The sequence below is a fragment of the Microbacterium sp. A93 genome, assembly GCF_051842835.1.
On the sequence record NZ_JBPXMT010000009.1, the window covers coordinates 144,681 to 164,806 of the forward strand.

At 68.8% G+C, this 20,126-nt stretch carries 17 protein-coding genes; 6 read left to right on the forward strand and 11 right to left on the reverse strand.

Annotated elements, in window-relative coordinates; translation table 11 throughout:
- Window positions 1-32: 32 nt before the first annotated feature.
- Window positions 33-1,637 (reverse strand): FAD-binding oxidoreductase, encoded by a 1,605-nt coding sequence (locus ACSU1G_RS21870; RefSeq protein WP_439282133.1) that lies wholly within the window; start codon window positions 1,635-1,637, stop codon window positions 33-35.
- 106 nt (window positions 1,638-1,743) lie between these two features.
- A complete protein-coding gene (locus tag ACSU1G_RS21875; protein ID WP_439282134.1) occupies window positions 1,744-2,751 on the reverse strand; it encodes an AraC family transcriptional regulator in 1,008 nt (335 codons plus the stop codon).
- 196 nt (window positions 2,752-2,947) lie between these two features.
- Here ACSU1G_RS21875 and ACSU1G_RS21880 point away from each other — a divergent pair, with 196 nt between their 5' ends.
- From ACSU1G_RS21880 to ACSU1G_RS21890, 3 genes are all read left to right on the forward strand, one after another.
- On the forward strand, window positions 2,948-4,210 hold the full coding sequence (locus tag ACSU1G_RS21880; RefSeq protein WP_439282135.1) for a trypsin-like peptidase domain-containing protein: 1,263 nt from the start codon (window positions 2,948-2,950) through the stop codon (window positions 4,208-4,210).
- 90 nt (window positions 4,211-4,300) lie between these two features.
- Window positions 4,301-4,738 carry a CoA-binding protein gene (locus ACSU1G_RS21885; protein ID WP_439282136.1) on the forward strand — a complete coding sequence of 146 codons (438 nt, stop codon included), beginning with the start codon at window positions 4,301-4,303 and terminating at the stop codon, window positions 4,736-4,738.
- 38 nt (window positions 4,739-4,776) lie between these two features.
- Window positions 4,777-5,097: a putative quinol monooxygenase gene (locus tag ACSU1G_RS21890; protein ID WP_439282137.1), complete on the forward strand. Its 321-nt coding sequence runs from the start codon at window positions 4,777-4,779 to the stop codon at window positions 5,095-5,097.
- 94 nt (window positions 5,098-5,191) lie between these two features.
- Here the strand turns inward: ACSU1G_RS21890 and fmdA are convergent, their stop codons facing one another.
- The 3 genes from fmdA to ACSU1G_RS21905 are packed head-to-tail and all read right to left on the reverse strand — an operon-like array spanning window position 5,192 to window position 7,412.
- Window positions 5,192-6,451, reverse strand: a complete 1,260-nt coding sequence (gene fmdA / locus ACSU1G_RS21895) for a formamidase (RefSeq protein WP_439282138.1) — start codon at window positions 6,449-6,451, stop codon at window positions 5,192-5,194.
- A gap of 30 nt (window positions 6,452-6,481) precedes the next feature.
- Entirely contained in the window at window positions 6,482-6,778 is a 297-nt protein-coding gene (locus ACSU1G_RS21900) for an FmdB family zinc ribbon protein (protein WP_439282139.1), read from the reverse strand.
- Window positions 6,759-7,412 carry an AmiS/UreI family transporter gene (locus tag ACSU1G_RS21905; RefSeq protein WP_439282140.1) on the reverse strand — a complete coding sequence of 218 codons (654 nt, stop codon included), beginning with the start codon at window positions 7,410-7,412 and terminating at the stop codon, window positions 6,759-6,761. The genes ACSU1G_RS21900 and ACSU1G_RS21905 overlap by 20 nt, the downstream gene beginning before the upstream one ends.
- A 230-nt stretch (window positions 7,413-7,642) precedes the next feature.
- On the opposite strand from ACSU1G_RS21905, the gene ACSU1G_RS21910 reads away from it, so the two are divergent.
- Window positions 7,643-8,518 (forward strand): DUF952 domain-containing protein, encoded by an 876-nt coding sequence (locus tag ACSU1G_RS21910; protein WP_439282141.1) that lies wholly within the window; start codon window positions 7,643-7,645, stop codon window positions 8,516-8,518.
- 17 nt (window positions 8,519-8,535) lie between these two features.
- On the opposite strand, the gene purL is transcribed toward ACSU1G_RS21910, so the two are convergent.
- From purL to purS, 3 genes are read right to left on the reverse strand one after another with little or no spacing between them, the layout of a single operon-like run.
- Window positions 8,536-10,857, reverse strand: a complete 2,322-nt coding sequence (gene purL, locus ACSU1G_RS21915) for a phosphoribosylformylglycinamidine synthase subunit PurL (RefSeq protein ID WP_439282142.1) — start codon at window positions 10,855-10,857, stop codon at window positions 8,536-8,538.
- Complete coding sequence (gene purQ / locus ACSU1G_RS21920; RefSeq protein WP_439282143.1) at window positions 10,854-11,669, reverse strand: phosphoribosylformylglycinamidine synthase subunit PurQ; 816 nt, start codon at window positions 11,667-11,669, stop codon at window positions 10,854-10,856. Before purQ ends, purL begins: the two co-directional genes overlap by 4 nt.
- Window positions 11,669-11,986 carry a phosphoribosylformylglycinamidine synthase subunit PurS gene (purS, locus tag ACSU1G_RS21925; RefSeq protein ID WP_439282144.1) on the reverse strand — a complete coding sequence of 106 codons (318 nt, stop codon included), beginning with the start codon at window positions 11,984-11,986 and terminating at the stop codon, window positions 11,669-11,671. The genes purQ and purS overlap by 1 nt, the downstream gene beginning before the upstream one ends.
- An 80-nt stretch (window positions 11,987-12,066) precedes the next feature.
- Here purS and ACSU1G_RS21930 point away from each other — a divergent pair, with 80 nt between their 5' ends.
- Window positions 12,067-12,555: a YchJ family protein gene (locus ACSU1G_RS21930; protein WP_439282145.1), complete on the forward strand. Its 489-nt coding sequence runs from the start codon at window positions 12,067-12,069 to the stop codon at window positions 12,553-12,555.
- Here the strand turns inward: ACSU1G_RS21930 and ACSU1G_RS21935 are convergent, their stop codons facing one another.
- Complete coding sequence (locus ACSU1G_RS21935; RefSeq protein WP_439282146.1) at window positions 12,556-13,584, reverse strand: YdcF family protein; 1,029 nt, start codon at window positions 13,582-13,584, stop codon at window positions 12,556-12,558.
- A complete protein-coding gene (locus ACSU1G_RS21940) occupies window positions 13,581-14,561 on the reverse strand; it encodes a 3-methyladenine DNA glycosylase (protein WP_439282342.1) in 981 nt (326 codons plus the stop codon). Before ACSU1G_RS21940 ends, ACSU1G_RS21935 begins: the two co-directional genes overlap by 4 nt.
- A gap of 429 nt (window positions 14,562-14,990) precedes the next feature.
- Between ACSU1G_RS21940 and ACSU1G_RS21945 the strand changes: the two genes are divergently transcribed.
- Entirely contained in the window at window positions 14,991-18,554 is a 3,564-nt protein-coding gene (locus ACSU1G_RS21945; protein WP_439282147.1) for a S8 family serine peptidase, read from the forward strand.
- Between the two features lie 175 nt (window positions 18,555-18,729).
- Here the strand turns inward: ACSU1G_RS21945 and ACSU1G_RS21950 are convergent, their stop codons facing one another.
- Window positions 18,730-20,016 (reverse strand): aspartate kinase, encoded by a 1,287-nt coding sequence (locus ACSU1G_RS21950; protein WP_439282148.1) that lies wholly within the window; start codon window positions 20,014-20,016, stop codon window positions 18,730-18,732.
- Window positions 20,017-20,126 lie beyond the last annotated feature (110 nt).

Below are 20,126 nucleotides of genomic sequence, written 5' to 3' on the forward strand. Positions count from 1 at the left end.
TCAGGGGGATCACAGGGGGTTGTGGGGGCGGATCAGTCGGTGGCGGGCAACCGGTGGCCGGCGTCCCGGTAGCGGGCGCCCCAGATGCCGGACTTGCCGGGCGCCATGATGGAGTTCGGGTCGAGGGCGTCCTTGATGCGCTCATGGAAGCGCAGCAGGGCGTTGTCGTTGAAGTCGAAGGTGTCCATGACCTGGTCCATCAGGGCCAGGTGGGTGCGGTACTCGCCGTAGCCGGCGTCGGCGCCCTCCTTCACGAGGGTGCGGCCGAGCGCCATGACGCGGTCGCGGTCCTCGGCGTCCGCGGAGTTGTAGAGGAACAGGCAGATGTGGTGCATCTCCCGCAGCCCCACCGCGAACTGGGCGGCATAGTCTGGGCCGTACTCGTAGGAGCGGTTCCGGACCATCTCGAACTGTTTCTGGGCCTCGGCCCCGTCCGGCTCCGAGATCGGGGAGAACCCGATGTGGGCGCCGTTGGGGACCCACTCCAGGATCTGCTTCTCCTTGATCGAGGGGATGCCCTGGTTGATCTCATGCCGGTCGTGCAGCACGTGGGAGCCGGGGGAGCCCGCGGGGCGGTCCTTCGTGGTGGCGAAGCGTGCGCCCTCCACGGCAGAGAAGGCGTCCTTGATCATCGTCAGGAAGAGGTCGCACTGCTCCGGCGGGCCGTAGACGGTGCCGTACAGGTTCCAGTAGCCCAGGTTCAGCTCCTCCTTCATCCGCTGGATGACGTCCGCCGTGAGCGGCCCGCCCTCGGGCAGCCAGTGGGTACGCTCCGTCTGGGCGGCGGCGTCCAGGATGATGTTGCGCAGCACCGGCACCGACTGCAGCGGGGCCATGCCGATGCGCAGCGGCAGCATGATGTCCACGATCTGCGTCAGGTCCTCCTCGTGCTCGAAGGAGATCACGAAGGTCTCGGCGGCGGGCGGCGCCGGCATCAGGGCGATGCCCATCTTGGTGACGATCCCGAAGTTGGACTGGGAGAACAGGCCGTCAGGGTAGGGGCCGAATCCGTAGGAGAACAACTGCCAGGTCTTCGCAGAGCTCATGGCGCCCATGCCCGTGCGGAGCAGGTCGCCGTCCGGCAGGACCACCTCCAGACCGGTCTGCCAGGACCAGTGGTCGCCGTACGGCGTGTACCCCACGCCGCGGTCCAGGGCGTTGCCGACCACGGAGCCCCAGCCGAGGTCCGGGACGTCGATCCACAGGTTGTAGCCCTTCTCCTGGATGTGGTTGTAGAGGTCGAAGTAGGTCACGCCGGGCTCGATCAGGGCGTAGGCGTACTTCTCGTTGACCTCGATGATCTTGTCCATCCGCCGGGAGGTCTGGACCACCACGGTGCCGGCCAGACGGGGCGCCGCGCCCCCGTAGCCAAGGTTCTTACCGGTGGCGGTGGGGGACAGCGGGATCCGGTGCTCGTTGGCGATCCGCACCAGTTCCACGACCTCCTCGGTGGTCTCAGGGAACACCACGGCGCCGGGACGGAAGTCGTTCCCGCCGGTGGTGGGGAAGGGGTCCTCGAATTCCTGCAGGGCCTCCGGCTCGGAGATGACGTGTTCGGCACCCAGCAGGGCACGGAACTTCTCCAGGGCGGCATCGAATTCGGCGGCGGGGACGTCTGCGGGAATGATCCGGTCCATGAGGGGCTCCTTGATCCTGGGGATGCATCCCCGGTGGAAAGTGACGTGGCTCATACTTGGCCGGTTAGGCGGCTCCCACAAGGTCGCGCTGCGCAAAGTGGACAGGTCAGGCGGAGCGGCCCAGGACCACTGAGGGGGACTGTCCGTAGGCCTGCGCAAAATGGATGGCGAAGCGGCCCGGGTGATTGAAGCCCCAGCGGCGGGCCACTGCGGTCACGGTGGTTCCGGGTCGACCGGAGAGGAGGTCCATTTGGGCACCCTCCAGTCGGATGCGGCGCAGGGCGGCCATGGGAGTGCTGTCCAGGTGGTCGCGGAATCCGGCCTGCAGGGTGCGGACGCTGACATCGGCGGCCTGCGCGATCTCCTCCACGCTGAGGGGCCGCTTGGCGTTGGCTCGAAGGAAGTGCAGGGCATCGGTCACGGCTGCGGGCGGAGTGGGCCCTGGTGGCGGATTCAAGAGGTGGCTGTGATTGTGGGGTGCGCCCAGTAGTAGGCCGCGGGCCGCGGCCTGGGCCAGGGGCGCGGCCATCAGCGGGTGGGCCGCGATGGGCGAGCCCTGGGTCAGCCCTTGCGCCAAGGCCTGCACGGTGGAGCGCCAGGCCTGCCCACCCGGGGAGCCCAGGTCGAAGGTGCCCTCGAACCGGATCGCAGTCTCCGGAGGTGCGCCGGTCAGCAGCTCGAACTCCTCCTCCAGGGCCTGCCGGAGGATTTTGAGCCCGACGACCCGGGCGGGGTGCTGCCAGCCCTCCATCCTGGTGTCCTCCGTGAAGCCGTGCACCGCTGCGCGTCGCTGACTCGCCAGGACGGTCTGGCTGCCATAACCCATCGACACTGAGCCGAAGATGGTGAAGTTGATCTGGTAAGAGTCCTCAAGGGGTGGGGTCCTCACCTCCACATGATGGCCGTACTCGAGCAGCCCCAGGGTGAGGTTCGGGAGGTGGAGTGCCTTCAGGCCCATCCGGAAAGTGCGGGTCCGGGAGTCCAGGCGGATGCGGTGGGGGTGATAGACGTCGCCGCCTACGGACATGGCCCGGTCCGGGTCGGCGGTGTCAATGCTGACAGATTGGGCGGTTGGGCTGCCGGGGTTGCGGGGATGCACCCGAGGGGAGGACATGCATCCAGAGTCTATAGGGGTAGTGACTACAGTCACAGGTATCGCCGGCCGGGGAGGGCTCTGCCGGTCCCCGATCCACGGTTCCAAAGACAACAAGGGGACCTAGGAAAGTCCTGGAGGTGCGTCTATGGTGATCCTTCACCAGACTGCCTCGGGGTACCCCCGCTCCCGGCAGGAGGCCAGAGGGAGTCCAGACATGCGCGCACAGCATCGTCTTGCCGGAATCGCCATTGCCGCCACCATCGCCGTCGGCCTGTCAGGATGCACGTTCGGCAACGAGGCAGATCCCCCACCGGGCCCACCGAGCACATCGGCCGATGCCCAGCCTTCATCGGCGCCGGTGGTTCCGGCGTCGGCTTCGCCGGAACAGCCGTCGTCGACCGCGCCACCGAGTACGGATATCCCCTCGGCTCCCTCTACTTGGGCGGATACCTTCGAAGAGGTCGGGTCCGGAGTGGTGCGGATCGCCAATGCCACGTGCGAGGGTCCGTCCGGGTCAGGTAGCGGGTTCCTGGTCGACGATGACCTGGTCGTCACGAATTTCCACGTGATTGCCGAGGCCGCCTACCTCACGGTGGGCCCGAATGCCGTTCCCGCGGAAGTCATCGGCTACAGCCAGGTGGCCGATCTGGCGCTGTTGCGGCTCGACGATGTGGTGGACGGCCACGTGTTCTCCTGGGTCGATGAGGATCTGCGGGTCGGAGACGAGGCCGCGACCCTGGGGTTCCCAGCCGGGGGAGGAGTCACCTCGAACCAGGGCGCGGTCAGTAGCGTGAATCCTGAAGCCGACTTCCTCCACGACACCGTGCAATATATCCAGACGAATGCGCCGGTCAATCCTGGAAACAGCGGTGGACCCTTGGTGACTAAGGCCGGGCAGGTGGCCGGTGTGGTGTTCGCGCGGAACTTCTGGTCGGAAGACGGCCGGCCCTTGGACGGCCTGGGATATGCCATCTCGGTCCATGATGCGAAGCAGCTGGTGGACCGGTGGACTGCGACCCCGGAGTCCACCCCGCTGGTCGAATGCCGGCAACCCACAGGCATTCCGGAGCCCGTCGAGTCCAACGAGGTGGTCATCGACGTCACCTCCCTCCACGCGCAGGCGGACGCCGTCGCCCAGTCCCTCGCCCTGCACGGGAACTCCATCAACACGGCACAGTATGACGTCGCCTTCAGCCTGTTCACCCCGGACATGCAGGGGAAGGTCGGAGGACTGCAGACCTGGGAGGAGGGGGTCTACACCAGCTACTGGAAATCACTGTCCATCACCGATGTGGTGGTGGAGGGTGACCGGCTGCGTGCCGCGTCGACTCTGACCACCGAGCAGTCTTCCGATTTCAGCGACGAAGGATGGATGTGCACCGTCTGGCCGCTGGACTATGACATGCGGCTGGACGGGGAGACCGGTCTCTGGCTGATCGACGGTGCGAGTCTGCGGGGGGACGTGGCGGAGTGCTGATGGATCCACCGTTGGTGCTCGCGGGTTTGCTGCCCGTCGAGGATGGGGGCCGGACTTCCCGTCCGGCGGTTCCCGGCCTACGTTGGGTGCATGGCACACGTGAATGATCCGGCAACCATCCGCGCACTGTTGACGAACCGCGGGGCCCGTTGGGCCGTCGTCGGGCTCTCCCCGAACCCGCGCCGCGCCGCGGTGGGCGTCTCGAAGTTCCTGCGGGACGAGCTGGGGATGGAGATCATCCCCGTGAACCTGGGCGCGCAGGAGGTCCACGGCGAACCGGGCTATCGGAAGCTGGCGGACATCCCGGGAGGGCCGGGGAGTATCGACGTGGTGGACTGCTTCGTGAACTCACAGAAGGTCGGAGCCGTGGTGGACCAGGCGATCGAGGTCGGGGCGAAGGCCGTGTGGCTGCAGCTCGGCGTCATCGACGAGGCGGCGGCGCAGCGGGCCGCCGAGGCAGGCCTGGACGTGGTCATGGACACCTGCCCGGTGATCGAGGTCCGCAACGACCCGTCCCTGCGGAGCTGAGTGATCAACAGGCCTGCCGGGCTGGCTAGGCTGGGACCATGATCTTCATCGTCGTGAAATTCCCCGTCAAGCCCGAACACACCGAGCTCTTCATGGACCAAGTGAAGCACTACACCGAGTCCACCCGCGCCGAGGAGGGCAACCTCTGGTTCGACTGGTCCCGCAGTGTGGAGGACCCGAACGAGTTCGTCCTGGTCGAGGCCTTCCGGGACGGCGCCGGGGAGGCCCACGTGAACTCCGAGCACTTCACCTCGGGGCTCGAGGCCATGCGCCCGCTGCTGGCTGCCACGCCGAAGATCATCAGCCGCCAGATCGACGGCGAGGGTTGGGACGAGATGGGCGAGCTGCAGATCGGCTGACCTCCTGACGTTGAGTCGACTTCGTGTCGGTGTTTCGCGGAAACACTGACACGAAGTCGACTGACAACGCAGGGGTGGAGCGGGCTCCGACGGCTCAGGCGGCGTTGGCCGCTCTCGGTGCCCCGATGCCGGGATCAATCTGGTGCGGTCCGGCGGATGAGGGCCGGACGTCGAACTCGAACATGGCCGTCGGCAGGTAGACGGTCGAGCAGGAGTTCGGGATGTCCACCACGCCGGACAGCCGGCCCTCGATCGGCGCCGCGCCCAGCAGCAGGTAGGCCTGCTCGGGGGCGTAACCGAACTTCACCAGGTAGTCGATGGCGTGCAGGCAGGCCCGCTGGTAGGACAGGTGCGAGTCCAGGTAGCGCTGCTCGCCGTCCAGGGTCACCGAGGTGCCGGAGAATGCCAGCCACTCGCTGAACTGCGGTTCCACCCGGCCGGGCATGAAGATCGCGTGCTCGTGGACGCCATAGGTGTCCATGCCGCCCTTGATCAGGTCCACGTGCAGGTCGATGAACCCGCCCATCTCGATGGCACCACAGAACGTGATCTCACCGTCGCCCTGGGAGAAGTGCAGATCCCCCACGGACAGGTTCGCGCCGTCCACGAACACCGGGTAGAAGATCCGGCTGCCCTTGGACAGGTTCTTGATGTCCTGGTTGCCGCCGTTCTCCCGGGGCGGTGCGGTGCGGCCGGCCTCCGAGCCGACGCGCTGCCATTCACCCCGGTCCAAGCCGCCGAGGACGGCGTGCTCGGCCTCCGGCGGAAGGGCCAGGGGCGGGATCCGGTTCGGGTCCGTGGCGATCAGGTCGCCCTCGCGCTTGTTCCACTTCGCCAGCAGTTCGGCGGAGGGTGCGGTGCCCATCAGGCCGGGGTGGATGAGACCCTCGTAGGCGACCTCGGGGATGTGCCGGGAGGTGGCGACCTGTCCCTTGAAGTCCCAGACGGCCTTGTAGGCGTCCGGGAACTGGTCGGTCAGGAAGGCACCGCCGTTGTTCTTCGAGAAGATGCCGGTGTAGCCCCAGCCCTGGCCGGCCAGCGGACCGCTGTCCTCCTGCGGGATGGGGCCGACGTCGAGGATGTCCACGACCAGCAGGTCACCCGGCTGGGCGCCTTCCACGGCGAACGGCCCGGAGAGCTTGTGCACCGTGAGCAGCGGGGCGTTGAGGATGTCGTCCGCTGAGTCGTCGTTGATGATCGCCCCGTCGAACCATTCGCGGCAGTCGACCCGGAAACTGTCTCCGGGCTTGACCGTGGCGACCGGAGGGATCTCGGGGTGCCAGCGGTTGTGGCCCAGCTGCTGCTGGTCCTCGAACTTGCGGCTGGAATCCAGGGGAAAGATGTTCTGTGGCATGGTGCTTCTGTTCCTTGAGGTCAGGGCGCGTTACGGCCGGGGTAACTTCTGGTGCAGGGGGTGGTGGGTGTGGCGGGAGGCGGGCGGCGGGCCGCCTGCCGTGGGGATGGACGTGACCACGTCGGGCGACTCGGCGCTACGCCGGGTGCTGTCCATGAGCTGGAACGCCGGGGAGCCCGTCCGGGAGAGCCTCGGGATACTGATCTGGCGTGAGGCCGGTGCCCCGCAGTCCGGGCAGTCGACGGTGTCCGGTACGGCGGCCATGGTGTAGCTGGCATCGGTGGTGGTGCCTGCGGGGCACCGGAACTCATACAGCGGCACGGGCATTCCTCCTCGGTGGGGATTCGGGTGGTGGTGGCTCGGTGGTGGGGGTGTCCGGCGGCCGGCCCAGCAGGATGGAGACGGCGAGGGCGATCACGCCGCAGGCGCCCATGACCCAGGTCCAGAAGCTGTCCGACTGGTACTCACCGGCGAGCAGCAGCAAGGCCGGGATAGTGCCCGTCAGGTGCGCCACGATCACGGTGAACCACCCGGTGGTCCGCGTCAGGGATTCCTTGCGGAGCCCGAGCACGAGGAAGAACATGAACCACAGCACGGCCCAGATGAGCCAGATGGCTCCGAAGACCGGATCGTTGACCGAGGTGAAGTTCAGGTACCCCATGACGATGGCCACCACGGCGACGAACAGGGAGAACCAGCCCAGTCCCTCGCCGTCCAGGTTGAAGGTCTGGTTGAGCGCCACATACAGGTAGGTGAAACCGAAGAGGTAGAGTCCGGAGGCCCCGAGGACCACGGCCGGATCGCCTTCGGACTGGAGGATCAGCAGGGTCGGGAAGATGACCTGCATGAAACCCACGAAGTAGTTCATCGGGGCGGCAGCCTTGCCTGAGATCGTGCCCAGCAACATCAATCCGTTGATGAACAGGACTGCGCCAACGTAGAGGAGTCCAACACTGCCCACGGCGACCTCCTTGAGACGCGCACCGTGAACAGACGGTCAGTGAAGGGGGGAAAGGTGGAGAAGGGGGATAGGATGCCTAGTCCGGTGCGGGGGGAGTGATGTAGATCACGGTAGCCCGACCGTGATTCGGCAACAAGGTTTGGTGACCTCTGCCTGGTCGTCACCCTGCCGTGACCTTCCCGGTACCTGTCCGCTACCCCGGGCCGTGCCAGCCTGCCACACTGGAGCGCATGTTGCTCCAACACATCGCCGAGTCCGAGGAATGGGCCCGCGCTCGAGAAGCGGGATTCTACGACCGCTCCACGCGCGGCGCCTCCATTGAGCAGGTCGGATTCCTGCATGCCAGCAGCGGCCCGGATCAGGTCGCCACCGTCCTGGCCGCGGTCTACGCCGATGCCACTGAACCCCTCGTGCTGCTGACGCTGGACCCGGCGGCCCTGTACCGCGCCGGACTGCAGGTCGTCCTGGAGCCGGGGGACCCCCGGAGGCCCGACGGCGAGTGGTTCCCCCACGTCTACGGCGGGCCGATCCCGGTGGCCGCGGTGGCTGACGTCGTGCCGATCGACCGGCCCGTCCGGGACGGTGACACTGACGGTGCCGTACTGGGCGGTGCGCAGGAAGTCGATGATGCGTCCCGGATGATGGATGAGGCGCACCTGGCACGGGCGATCGACCTGGCCACGGTCAACGCCTCCTCAGGCGGCGGTCCGTTCGGCGCCGTGGTGGTGGCCTCAGACGGTCAGGTCTTCCAGGGGGCCAACCAGGTGACGGCCACCAACGATCCCACGGCCCACGCCGAGGTGGAGGCGATCCGTGCCGCCGGTGCAGGACTCGGGAACTTCGACCTGACCGGGGCGGTGGTCTACGCCAGTTGCGAGCCATGCCCCATGTGCCTGGGAGCAGCCCTGTGGTCCCGCGTGTCCCGCGTCGTGTTCGCGGCGGGCCGCCTGGATGCGGCGGCCGCCGGCTTCGACGACGCGGCGTTCTACAGCTACTTCGAATCCGCGGAACATCGGGGCCTGATGCCGGTGCTGCAACACCGCACCGAGCGGTCCGCAGAACCGTTCACGGCCTGGCGGGCGAACGAGGCCCGCACTGCCTACTGACTGAAGCGGCTCAGCGGTCAGCCGAAGTACCGCGGCATGGTCCCGGCCCAGGCCTCGCGCAACTCCTCGATCGGCAGGGTGAAATGGTCCTGTACCTCAAGTGCACCGGAAGCCACATCCACCACGCCGATCCGCACCACGGGGAAGCGGCGGGCGGTGGTCATGTCCTTGAACCGAACCTCCTCGGTGCGCGGCACGGCCACCAGGGCGCGCGCCTGCGACTCGGAGAACAGGGCGGTGAAGGCATCCACCCCGTCGCGGTGCTGGATCTCATCCAGGTTCACCCGGGTTCCCACGCCGAAGCGCAGCACCATCTCGGCCAGCGCGGCGGCGAGCCCGCCCTCGGAGAGGTCGTGGGCGGCGTCGATCATCCCGTCCCGCGAGGCGTTGATCAGCAGCTCGCCGAGCAGCTTCTCGGCGGGCAGGTCCACCCGCGGCGGCACGCCGCCCAGGTGACCGCGCAGATTGGCGAACTCGGAGCCGTCCAGCTCATCGGCCGTGACGCCCATCAGGTAGACGGCCTGGCCGTCCGCCTCGGCGTGGAAGCCCGAGGGCGTCCGGCGTGAGACGTCGTCGAAGCGGCCCAGCGTGGCGACCACGGGGGTCGGGTGGATCGCGTTCGAGCCGGTCTGGTTGTACAGCGAGACGTTGCCACCGGTGACCGGGATCCCCAGCTCGAGGCAGGCGTCCGAGAGTCCGCGGATGCCCTCGGCCAGCTGCCACATGACCTCCGGGTCCTCGGGGGATCCGTAGTTCAGGCAGTCGGAGACGGCCATCGGGATGGCCCCGGAGGTGGCCACGTTGCGGTAGGACTCGGCCAGGGCCAACTGTGCCCCGGCGTAGGGGTCCAGATAGGCGTAGCGGCCGTTGGCGTCGGTGGACACGGCCACGCCCATCCCGGTCTCCTCGTCCACGCGGATCACCCCGGCGTCATCCGGGGCGGCCAGGGCGGTGTTGCCGCCCACGTAGCGGTCGTACTGGTTGGTGATCCAGGACTTGTCGCACATGTTCGGGCTGGCCATCAGCTCCAGCACGGCGGAGCGCAGGGCATCGCCCGACGACGGCAGGCCGGCTCCCGCGGCAGAGTCCCGGAAGCGGTCCGCCACCAGGGCGTCCTGCCCGGCGGGCCGGTGGTAGGGACGGTCATAGACGGGGCCGTCATGGGCCACCGTCTTGGGGTCCACGTCCACGATCGTCTCGCCGTTCCAGGTGATGATCAGGCGGTTGGTGTCCGTGACCTCCCCGAGCCAGGAGTACTCCACGCCCCAGGTGGCCATGACGTCCTCGAAGGCCTGCACGTTGTCCGGGGACACCACGGCCATCATGCGTTCCTGGGACTCGGACATCAGGATCTCGCCCGGGGTCAGGGTGGGGTCCCGCAGCAGCACATCCGTCAGCTCCACCTGCATGCCGCCCTCGCCGTTGGAGGCCAGCTCGGAGGTGGCGCAGGCGATGCCGGCCGCGCCGAGGTCCTGGATGCCCTCCACCAGGGAGTTCTTGAACAACTCGAGGCAGCACTCGATGAGGACCTTCTCGGCGAAGGGGTCGCCCACCTGAACGGCGGGGCGCTTGGAGGGCTTGGTGTCGTCGAAGGACTCGGAGGCCAGCACGGAGGCGCCGCCAATCCCGTCGCCGCCGGTGCGGGCACCGAACAGCACGATCCGGTTGCCCACGCCGGAGGCATTGGCCAGGCGCAGGTCCTCGTGGCGCAGCACGCCCACGGCCAGGGCGTTGACCAGGGGGTTGCCCTGGTAGATGGGATCGAACACGGTCTCGCCGCCGATGTTCGGCAGGCCCAGGGAGTTGCCGTAGCCGCCGATCCCGGCCACCACGCCGTGGACCACGCGCTGGGAGTCCTCGTGGTCGATCGCGCCGAAGCGCAGCGGGTCCATCACGGCCACCGGGCGGGCACCCATGGAGATGATGTCCCGGACGATCCCGCCGATGCCGGTCGCCGCGCCCTGGTAGGGCTCCACGTAGGAGGGGGAGTTGTGGGACTCGATCTTGAAGGTCACGGCCCAGCCGTCCCCCAGGTCCGTCACGCCGGCGTTCTCACCGATGCCGACCAGCATGTCCTTCTTCATGTCCTCGGTGAGCTTCTCGCCGAACTGGCGCAGGTGCACCTTGGTGGACTTGTAGGAGCAGTGCTCGGACCACATCACCGAGTACATGGCGAGCTCGGCGGCCGTGGGTCGGCGGTCGAGGATCTTGACGATCTCCTCGAACTCGTTCTGCTTCAGGCCCAGCTCGGCCCAGGGCAGCTCGGTGTCCGGAGTGGTGGCGGCGTGGTCCACCGTGTCGATGTTGAACTGCTGCGTCTCGGTGCTCTCAGCGGTCACTTGCTGCCTCCTGCAGTCTGTCCGGCGGTGCCCCCGGCGAGGGACGCCAGCACGGACGTGAAGACGCCGAGCCCATCCGTGCCCAGGCGCATGCCCGCGGGGGAGTCTGGGCCGAAGCCGGGCTCCACGGCGTGTTCCGGGTGGGGCATCAGGCCCACCACGTTGCCGGCGGCGTTGGTGATCCCGGCGATGTCCCGGCGGGAGCCGTTCGGGTTCACGCCCACGTAGCGGAAGGCCACCCGGCCCTCGCCCTCCAGCTCGTCCAGGGTCTTCTCGTCGGCCACGTACTGGCCGTCCTGGTTCTTCAGCGGCACCGTGATCTCCTCGCCGGTGGCGAAGTCACGGGTCCAGGCGGTGGCGTTGTTCTCCACGCGCAGCACCTGGTCCGTGCACAGGAACTTCAGGTGCTCGTTCTTGATCATCGCACCGGGCAGCAGGTGGGACTCGGTCAGGATCTGGAAGCCGTTGCAGATGCCCAGGACCGGCAGGCCACCGCGGGCACCATCGATGACGGCGTCCATCAGCGGGGCGAAGCGGGCGATGGCCCCGGCACGCAGGTAGTCGCCGTAGGAGAAACCGCCGGGGATGATCACGGCGTCCAGCGAGGACAGCGCCCTCGCGCCCTCCACCTCGGCGTGCCACAAGGCCACGGCCTCGCCGCCGGCCAGTCGCACCGCGCGGGCGGCGTCCCGGTCGTCCAGGGTGCCGGGGAAGGTGACCACGCCGATGCGAGCCCCGGTGAGGACGGGCCCGGCGGTGGAGAAGTCCCCGATCAGGGGCAGCTCTGCGGCTGGATGGTGCTGTGCGGTCATCAGGCGCCCTGGCCCTCGGCGGCCTGTGCGGCCTCGGCCGCCTGACCGATCCCGCCGGGCGCTGCGGTGTCCGCGAGCACGGCCACGTTGACCACGTCCTCGATCACGGGGTTGGAGAGGAGGTCCACGGCGGCCTGGCGTGCCTGGGCGAGCACCTCCTCGGTGACCTCACCGTCCACGGTCAGTTCGAACCGGCGGCCCTGACGGACCGCGGCGAAGCCGGTGAAGCCGAGGCGGGGCAGTGCTCCGGCGATGGCCTTGCCTTGCGGGTCAAGGATCTCGGGTTTGGGCATGACGTCGACGACGATCGTGGGCATGGAAGACTCCCGGTGGTATGCGTGAGGGCTCAGGTCAGTCTAGCGGTGACCGCCCCCTCCCAGCGGCCTACGCTGAAACCATGACTCGGCCTCAGAACCCCTCCCCGGACCCGCCGGTGCGCCCCGCCCTGGAATCCCTGCGCTGCCCCTGCGGGGGAGGGGACGTCTACGGCTCCTGCTGTGGGCGGTGGCATGGGCGCTTCACCGCAGACGGGACGCTGGCCGCCCCCACCGCGGAGGCCCTGATGCGGTCGCGGTACTCGGCGTTCGCCCTGGCGTCCTCGGGGGATCTCCCGGAGGCCGAGGCCTACCTGCTGGCCACGTGGGCGCCCGAGACGCGGCCCGCGGAGTTGGCCCTCGACGCGCCCGGGCAGGGGCCGGACGAGGACCTGGACTGGGTCCGGCTGGACGTGGAGTCCACCGCGGGCGGTGGGCCCTTCGACGACGACGGCGCGGTCACCTTCACCGCCCACTTCCGCACCCCGGCGGGCCGGCACACCCAGCACGAGACCTCCCGCTTCGTCCGCCGGCAGGGCACGTGGCTCTACCGCGACGGCGACGTCTCCTGATCAGGTGCCGGAGTTGAGCCGGTACATCACCAGCAGCAGGGTCAGGCCGAGCGTGAGCAGCAGTCCGGGGGCCGCCAGCGCCAGCTGGGTCCGCTGGTTCATCACCATGACGGCCACGAACTCCCGCAGGTAGGCACTGGGCACGTAGTAGCCGGCGGTGCTGCCGCCCACCACGTCCGCGTCCACCCCGAGCCGCCGGGACAGCAGGGCGGCCCGGGGTGCGTGGTAGTTGTTCGTGGCCACGAGTAGGTGACCCGGGGCGGCGCCGGCCGGCAACGCCCCATCGGCGACGGCCCGGGAGAGGCGCAGGTTCTCCTCCGTGGTGCGGGATCGGTCCTCCGGCAGCACCCGGCCCGCCGGGACCCCGTGCGCCACGAGGTACTCGGCCATGGCGGTGGCCTCCGCGCGCGGCTCGTCCGGGCCCTGCCCGCCGGAGGGGATCATCGGGAGCCCGCGACCCTGGGCCGCCCAGGCACGCTGTCCCCGGTCCAGCCGGGAAGCCAGCAGCGGCGGCACGGCGCCGTTCACCAGACCCGAACCCAGGACCACCACCGCGTCCGCCCCTGAGCGGGGCCCGCGCCGTGCGTAGACCACCGTGAAGACCAGGAAGGCCAGGAACGAGAGCCCCACCTGGGCGGAGAGGAAGAAGGCCAGGGTGGCCGCGCCGATGCCCACGGGGTGGAGCGTCGCCGCCAGCAGGAAGGCCGCCACGGGCAGCGCCAGCAGCGCGACCCCGGCCAGCAACGAGAGCAGGTTGCCCAGGCTCCGCCCCTCCCGGCGCAGCATCTGGAAGCCGTTGCGGATGAGGAATCCGGCCAGCACGAGCACGGAGAACGGCAGCGCCAGCAAGACCAGGCCGAGCAGGGTCTGCAGCTCGGGGGAGAAGTACGAGATGACCTCCAGCACCGCACCCCAGGCGAACCAGGCACCCACCAGCAACAGCGCCGCGGTGCGCAGCCGCCGGGGCTCGGTCCGCCACATGCGGCGGAACGCCAACCAACAGGCCAGGGCGAGCAGTGCGCTGATCACCGGTCGTCGCCTTCCGTTCCTGCCGGCCCGGCCAGCGCCCTCACGGTCTCCAGTTCCGCCAGCAGCCGCCGGCGCAGGACGTTGGCCTCCTCCGCGAACCCCCGCTGCAGCCGCACGTACTCGGCCCGTCCCGCGGAGGCCTCGATGCGGATCGGCTCCAGCCCCCAGTCGGACAGCTCGTAGGGGGAAGCCTGCATGTCCATGCTCCGGATCCGCCAGGCCAGCTCGAAGCAGTCCGCCACGAGGTCGGAGCTGATGGCCGGCAGCAGCTTGTAGGCCCACTTGTAGACGTCCATGTTGGCGTGCAGGCACCCCGGTTGCTCCAGCTCCACCTGGGTCTGGCGCGTGGGCTGGAGGGTGTTCAGCGGCGCGGCCTCGGGGGCGTAGAAGCGGAAGGCGTCGAAGTGGGAGCAACCGATCCGATTCTGTTCCACCACCCGGTTGGTCCCCTCGGCCCCGAGCCGCAGCGGAACGGTCGCATGGCGCACCCCGTGGACCTCGGAACGGTAGGCCATGGCCCACTCGTGCAGTCCGAAACAGGCCAGCCGGGCCGGGCGTTGCGCGGTCAGGCCGAGGATGCGTCCGGCGAACTCGATCATGGAGGCCCGGCGTTCGGCGAAGGCGGGGGCGTCCACCGTCCACCCGCCGTCCTCGAGTCCTTCGCGCGGCTCCACCCACCGGTAGAACTTCCAGCCGCCTCCGGAGGGCGGTCCGCCCTCCTGGTTCCCGACGCCGGCCGGTGACCTTCCAGCGCCGGGTTCCGGGCCGGCGTCGGGCCCGGGGTCCGCGGCCAGCACCGTACCGGCCCCCGGGTGCCAGCGCTCCAGGGCGCCCGGGGTGAGGGAGTAGTAGGAGAACAGGAAGTCATGCACGGGGTGCCGCACCCCGGTGGCGTGCAGCTGACGCAGCGGCTCGGTGTAGGCGGCGATGCGCGCCCGGTGGGCTGCTGCGGCGGCCCGCCACTGCGCCGCGGGCAGCGCCCGGAGCGAGTCCGGGGGCGGCGGTGCGGTCGTGGCAGGTGGGCGTCGGGCCGGGTGTTCGGACGGACGCTGGGGTGGCTGAGGTGGGGATGCGACGGAGGGGGAACGGGGCACCCAGCCAGCGTACGGTCCTGAGCCCTTCCCGCGCAGGCCCGGGGGCGCTCGGAGGGAGGCGCTTCGACACTTCGTCTAAAAGATGTGTTTCAGGCCTTCCGCTGGTCGTCCGGCTCGGGTAGGTTGCCGTCATCCCACTTTGTGGTTGTCATCACTCGCACCGCTCTCACTAGGTCTTCCGCACCGTCTCGCGCCCTACCGGCCGAACACCGCGGTGGCCGCAAGCAACCACGGAGACCACTCGCCGGGCACGACCGTGCCCGGACTGCACCTTGGTGAGGAAAGGCGAGGTTCATGTCTAGGAACCCCAGAATGGCCCGGCGACGCCGGGCTTTGACCGCCACATTGGCGGGGATCGGAATGCTGGCCGCTCCCCTGGCAGCGATCCCGGCCGTCGCGGCCCCGGCCGAGGGCGGCTCGGCATCTTCGATCGATCAGGCACTGCAGGCCGGTGCCGACTACCGGGACGGCCGCTACTTCGTGATCCTCAAGGAGGATCCGGTGGCCACCTACACCGGCGGCACGGCGGGCTTCGCAGCCACCGCCACCGACGGCGGTGGCCTGGACGTGGACGCACCCGCAGTCCAGAAGTACGGCAGTCACCTGACGGCCCGCCAACTCGAGGTGGCCCACTCGGCGAGCTCCCGGCTGAACGTGGAGCGTCACTTCACCACGGCCCTGAACGCCTTCGTCTCCGAGCTCACCGCCGAGCAGGCCCGCGAACTGGCCAAGGACGATCGCGTCCTGGGGGTCTCCGAGGTGCAGCAGTACGCGCCGGACTACTCCTCCACTGAATTCCTCGGACTGCCCGGCCCGGGCGGGGCCTGGGACAACCACTTCGGCGGTGTGGAGGGTGCCGGCCAAGGTGTGGTCGTCGGCGTCATCGACACCGGCTACTACCCGGAGCAGGAGATGCTGGCCGGCGAGCCGGTCGCTGCACTGTCCGGGGAGCCTCAGGTCGGCGAGCCCTACCTGACCGGCTCCGGACAAATCGCCATGCTCAAGGCGGACGGCACCACCTTCAGCGGCGACTGCGAGGCCGGCGAGGACTTCGCCGGGGACGAGTGCAACTCCAAGGTGCTCTCCGCGCGGTACTACTCCGAGGATTTCGAGGCCTTCGTCCCCGAGGAGGACCGGGCCCCCAACGAGCGGCTGTCCCCGATCGACATCTCCTCCCACGGCACGCACACCGCCACCACGGCCGCCGGCAACCACGGCGTGGACCAGGTCATGAACGGCGGTGCCTCCTATGGTGAGGGCTCCGGCGTGGCCCCCGAGGCCAAGGTCTCCGTCTACAAGATCTGCTGGGAGGACACGGATCCAGATACCGGCGGCTGCTACGGCACCTCCTCCGTGGCCGCCATCGAGCAGGCCATCGTGGACGGCGTGGACGTGCTGAACTACTCCATCTCCGGGTCCAACAACTCGGTGATCGACCCGGTCTCCCTGGCCTTCAAGTCCGCCGCCGAGGCCGGGATCTTCGTGTCCACCTCCGCCGGCAACTCCGGCCCCACGACCCAGACCGTGAACCACTCCGCACCGTGGCTGACCTCCGTGGCAGCCACCACCTTCTCCGATGAGCTCAGCGGCACGGTCGAGTTCCCGGACGGCACTGCGGTCCGCGGCGTCTCCTCGATGACCGAGGGCGTCGGACCGGCAGACATCGTGCTGGCCAGCGAGGTCGGTCTGCCGATCACCGAAGACCTGGACGCGGAGGACATCAGCCTCTGTGCCCCCGGCTCCCTGGACCCGGCGGCCGCTGAAGGCACGATCGTGGTCTGTGACCGCGGCGTGTATGACCGGGTGGCGAAGTCCGCCGAGGTGGAGCGTGCCGGTGGCGTGGGCATGGTGCTCGTGAACATCGGTGGCGGTTCCGAGGACGCGGACCTGCACGCGGTGCCCACCGTGCACACCTCGGACGAGAGCATCAAGGACCTGGTGGCCTCCACGGACCAGCAGGCCACCCTCGTGGTGGGGGACACCACTGATCTGGATCCCGTCCCCGTCCCGCAGATCGCCGGGTTCTCCTCGCGCGGTCCGTCCACCGCAGCGGATTCCGAGCTGCTCAAGCCGGACGTCGCCGCCCCGGGCGTCAACGTCCTGGCCGGTGTCTCCCCGCTGGATCCCATGTACAACGGGGATTCCTACGGTCTGATGTCCGGCACGTCCATGGCGGCGCCGAACCTGGCCGGCATGGCGGCCCTGATGAGCGCCAAGTACCCGGACTGGTCGCCGATGGCTGTGAAGTCGGCCATGATGACCTCTGCCGGTGACGTCCTGAACGCGGACGGCTCGGCCAGTGCGGACAGCTTCGCCACCGGCGCCGGCTCTGCCGATCCGGCCGCGATGGTCAATCCGGGTCTGGTCTACGAGGCCGACGCCCGTCAGTGGGATGCCCTCATCCTGGGGGACATCGCGGGCCGGGACGTCAACGTGCCCTCGATCGCGGTCAACGACCTGCTGGGTGCGGCGACCGTGACCCGCACCGTCACTGCCACCGAGACCGGAACCTGGTCCGCCCAGGGATCCGTGCCCGGCTACGAGGTGACGGCCGCACCATCAACCCTGTCCCTGGAGAAGGGTGAGTCCGCCGAGGTGGAGATCACCCTGACCCGCACCGATGCCGAGGCTGACGTGTGGAGCCACGGCACCTTCACGCTGGCCCGTCCGGGTGCCACCGCAGTCACCTCCCCGGTGACGGTGCGTGCCGTGGACGTCCTGGCCGAGGACACCCTCGAGGGTGAGGGTGCCTCCGGTGCCGTCGAGACCGAGCTCGAGTCCGGGGTCACCGGAAACCTCGAGCCCGAGATCGAAGGGCTGGGCCTGGCCGAGCTGGAGGACTTCAGCAAGGTCCCCGGCGGTCTCTACGGTGGGGACGACGCATCCAACCACGTGACCGAGACGGTGGTCCCCGAGGGGGCTACTTCGGTGTCGTGGAACTTGAACGCCGGTGACGAGGTCTCCGACTGGGACCTGTTCGTGGTCACCCCGGAGGGCGCCGTGATCCAGGCGGCGACCGCCTCCGGTTCCGAGGAACTCGTGCTCACGGACCCGGCGCCGGGGACGTACGCCGCGATCTCGAACCTGTACTCCTCGCCGGGCAGCGCCTCCGTGCCGGCCAGCATGGAGGCCGTGGTGCTCGAGGGCGATTCGGGCAACCTGTCCGTCACACCGGACCCCGTGGCCGTTCAGAACGGTGAGAGCGCGGACGTCGAGGTCGAGTGGTCCGGTCTGACGCCGGGCACCTGGAAGGGCTTCGTCGAATGGGCGCCGGGCACCCGCACCGCGGTCTCCGTGACCGTGGATGAGGGCGGCACCGGACCGGGAGAGTGCGATCTCGAGGACTTCGCTGACAACGCCGAGGGTTCTCAGTACTACGAGAACGTGCGGTGGATGCAGTGCGACGGGATCACCACCGGGTATGAGGACAACACGTACCGCAAGCACCGGGACATCTCCCGTGGCGAGTCGGTGGCCTTCCTCTACCGCTACATGGATTCGCCCACCGTGACGGATCCGGCCGACTTCCCGGATATCCCGGAGTCCAGCACCTTCTTCGACGCGATCTCCTGGGCTGACGCCGAAGAGATCACGACCGGATACGAGGACGGTACCTTCCGCCAGTTCGTCGAGGTGACGCGCGGGGAGTTCGCCTCCTTCGTGTTCCGCACCGTGGGACCGGAGGCCGGCACCGTGGCGGATGAGGGCTTCTCCGACGTCCCGGAGACCAGTGCCCACTACGAGGCCATCTCCTGGATGGCGTCCGAGGGCATCTCCATCGGCTATGGGGACGGCACCTACCGGCCCTACGATCCGATCACCCGCGGTGAGGTGGCGGCACTGATGTCCCGCACCGATGGTGTGGTGACCGAGTAGCCCGATGGGTGGCCAGCCACCCACTCCCTGACTTTGGGGGCAGAGATCACTAGTGATCTCTGCCCCCAAAGTGCATGAGGGGCAACACCGGAAGGCCCGACGCCGGCCGCGCGAGGTGCGCGGCCGGCGTCGGGCCTGGTGTGTTGTTGGCTCTACAGCCGGTGCCTGAATCGGATCAGCGGCCGGTGCCGCCGTGGATGACGGCTTCCTCGTCCGCGTCGAGTCCGAAGGCCTGGTGCACGGCGCGAACTGCGGTGTCCAGCATGTCCTCGCGCGTGATGATGGAGATGCGGATCTCCGAGGTGGTGATCATCTCGATGTTCACGCCGGCCTGCTTCAAGGCCTCGAAGAACGTGGCGGAGACGCCCGGGTTGGAGCGCATGCCACCGCCGATGACGGAGAGCTTGCCGACGTGCGGGTTGAGGATGGCGTCCTCGAAGCCGATCTCCTCCCGCGCGGCCTCGAGGGCCTCCATGGCCGTCTTGCCGTCCGTGATCGGCAGGGTGAAGGAGATGTCCGTGCGTCCGGTCTCCACGCGGGGGACGTTCTGCACGATCATGTCGATGTTCACGCCGGCACCGGCGACCACGTTGAACACCTCAGCGGCCTTGCCCGGAAAATCCGGGACGCCGTAGACGGTGACCTTGGCCTCGGAGCGGTCATGGGCAACGCCCGAAACGATCGGCTGTTCCATGGGTTCGCCTTCCTCAATGGTGATGGTGTCTTCAGGATTGGGGCGCACCCAGGTGCCTTCGTTGTGGGAGAAGGAGGAGCGCACGTGCAGCAGCACGCCGAAGCGGCGGGCGTACTCCACGCAGCGCAGGTGCAGGATCTTGGAGCCGGCCGCGGCCATCTCCAGCATGTCCTCGGAGGAGATCTCGTCGATCTTCCGGGCCGAGGCCACCACGCGGGGGTCCGCGGTGTAGACGCCGTCCACGTCCGAGTAGATCTCACAGACGTCAGCGTTCAGGGCGGCGGCGAGCGCCACGGCCGTGGTGTCCGAGCCGCCGCGGCCCATGGTGGTGATATCCCGGGACTCGCGGCTCATGCCCTGGAAACCGGCCACGATCGCGATGTCCCCGGCGTCCACGGCCTCCTTCACGCGGTCGGGGGAGACGTCGATGATGCGGGCATCCCCGTGCAGGCTGTCCGTGAACATACCGGCCTGGGAGCCTGTGAAGGACTGGGCGGTGGCGCCCTGGGAATGGATGCCCATGGCCAGCAGGGACATGGAGATGCGCTCGCCCGCGGAGAGCAGGATGTCCATCTCCCGGGCCGGCGGCTCGCCGTTGACCTGCTCGGAGAGGTCCAGCAGCTCATCGGTGGTGTCCCCCATCGCGGAGACCACCACCACCACCTGGTGTCCCGCCTGCTGGGTCTCCACCACGCGTTGGGCCACGCGCAGGATCCCCTCGGCATCGGCGACGGAGGACCCGCCGTACTTCTGGACGATCAGACTCATGCAAGGACCTCAAGGTGGATGGGCGTACCGCGCTGCGGCGGATGGGCGTTGGGGCTCGTCCCAGTTTAGGGGGAGCGGCCGCCGGGCGGTCCCGGATGACCGCCAGGGTC

Coding starts and splice junctions, on each gene's coding strand:
- fmdA (WP_439282138.1), bottom strand. CDS start 6,451: ATGCCACAGAACATCTTTCCCCTGGATTCCAGCCGCAAGTTCGAGGAC.
- ACSU1G_RS21900 (WP_439282139.1), bottom strand. CDS start 6,778: ATGCCCGTGCCGCTGTATGAGTTCCGGTGCCCCGCAGGCACCACCACC.
- purS (WP_439282144.1), bottom strand. CDS start 11,986: ATGCCCACGATCGTCGTCGACGTCATGCCCAAACCCGAGATCCTTGAC.
- ACSU1G_RS21945 (WP_439282147.1), top strand. CDS start 14,991: ATGGCCCGGCGACGCCGGGCTTTGACCGCCACATTGGCGGGGATCGGA.
- purQ (WP_439282143.1), bottom strand. CDS start 11,669: ATGACCGCACAGCACCATCCAGCCGCAGAGCTGCCCCTGATCGGGGAC.
- ACSU1G_RS21880 (WP_439282135.1), top strand. CDS start 2,948: ATGCGCGCACAGCATCGTCTTGCCGGAATCGCCATTGCCGCCACCATC.
- ACSU1G_RS21885 (WP_439282136.1), top strand. CDS start 4,301: ATGGCACACGTGAATGATCCGGCAACCATCCGCGCACTGTTGACGAAC.
- ACSU1G_RS21950 (WP_439282148.1), bottom strand. CDS start 20,016: ATGAGTCTGATCGTCCAGAAGTACGGCGGGTCCTCCGTCGCCGATGCC.
- ACSU1G_RS21875 (WP_439282134.1), bottom strand. CDS start 2,751: ATGTCCTCCCCTCGGGTGCATCCCCGCAACCCCGGCAGCCCAACCGCC.
- ACSU1G_RS21910 (WP_439282141.1), top strand. CDS start 7,643: ATGTTGCTCCAACACATCGCCGAGTCCGAGGAATGGGCCCGCGCTCGA.
- ACSU1G_RS21890 (WP_439282137.1), top strand. CDS start 4,777: ATGATCTTCATCGTCGTGAAATTCCCCGTCAAGCCCGAACACACCGAG.
- ACSU1G_RS21870 (WP_439282133.1), bottom strand. CDS start 1,637: ATGGACCGGATCATTCCCGCAGACGTCCCCGCCGCCGAATTCGATGCC.
- ACSU1G_RS21930 (WP_439282145.1), top strand. CDS start 12,067: ATGACTCGGCCTCAGAACCCCTCCCCGGACCCGCCGGTGCGCCCCGCC.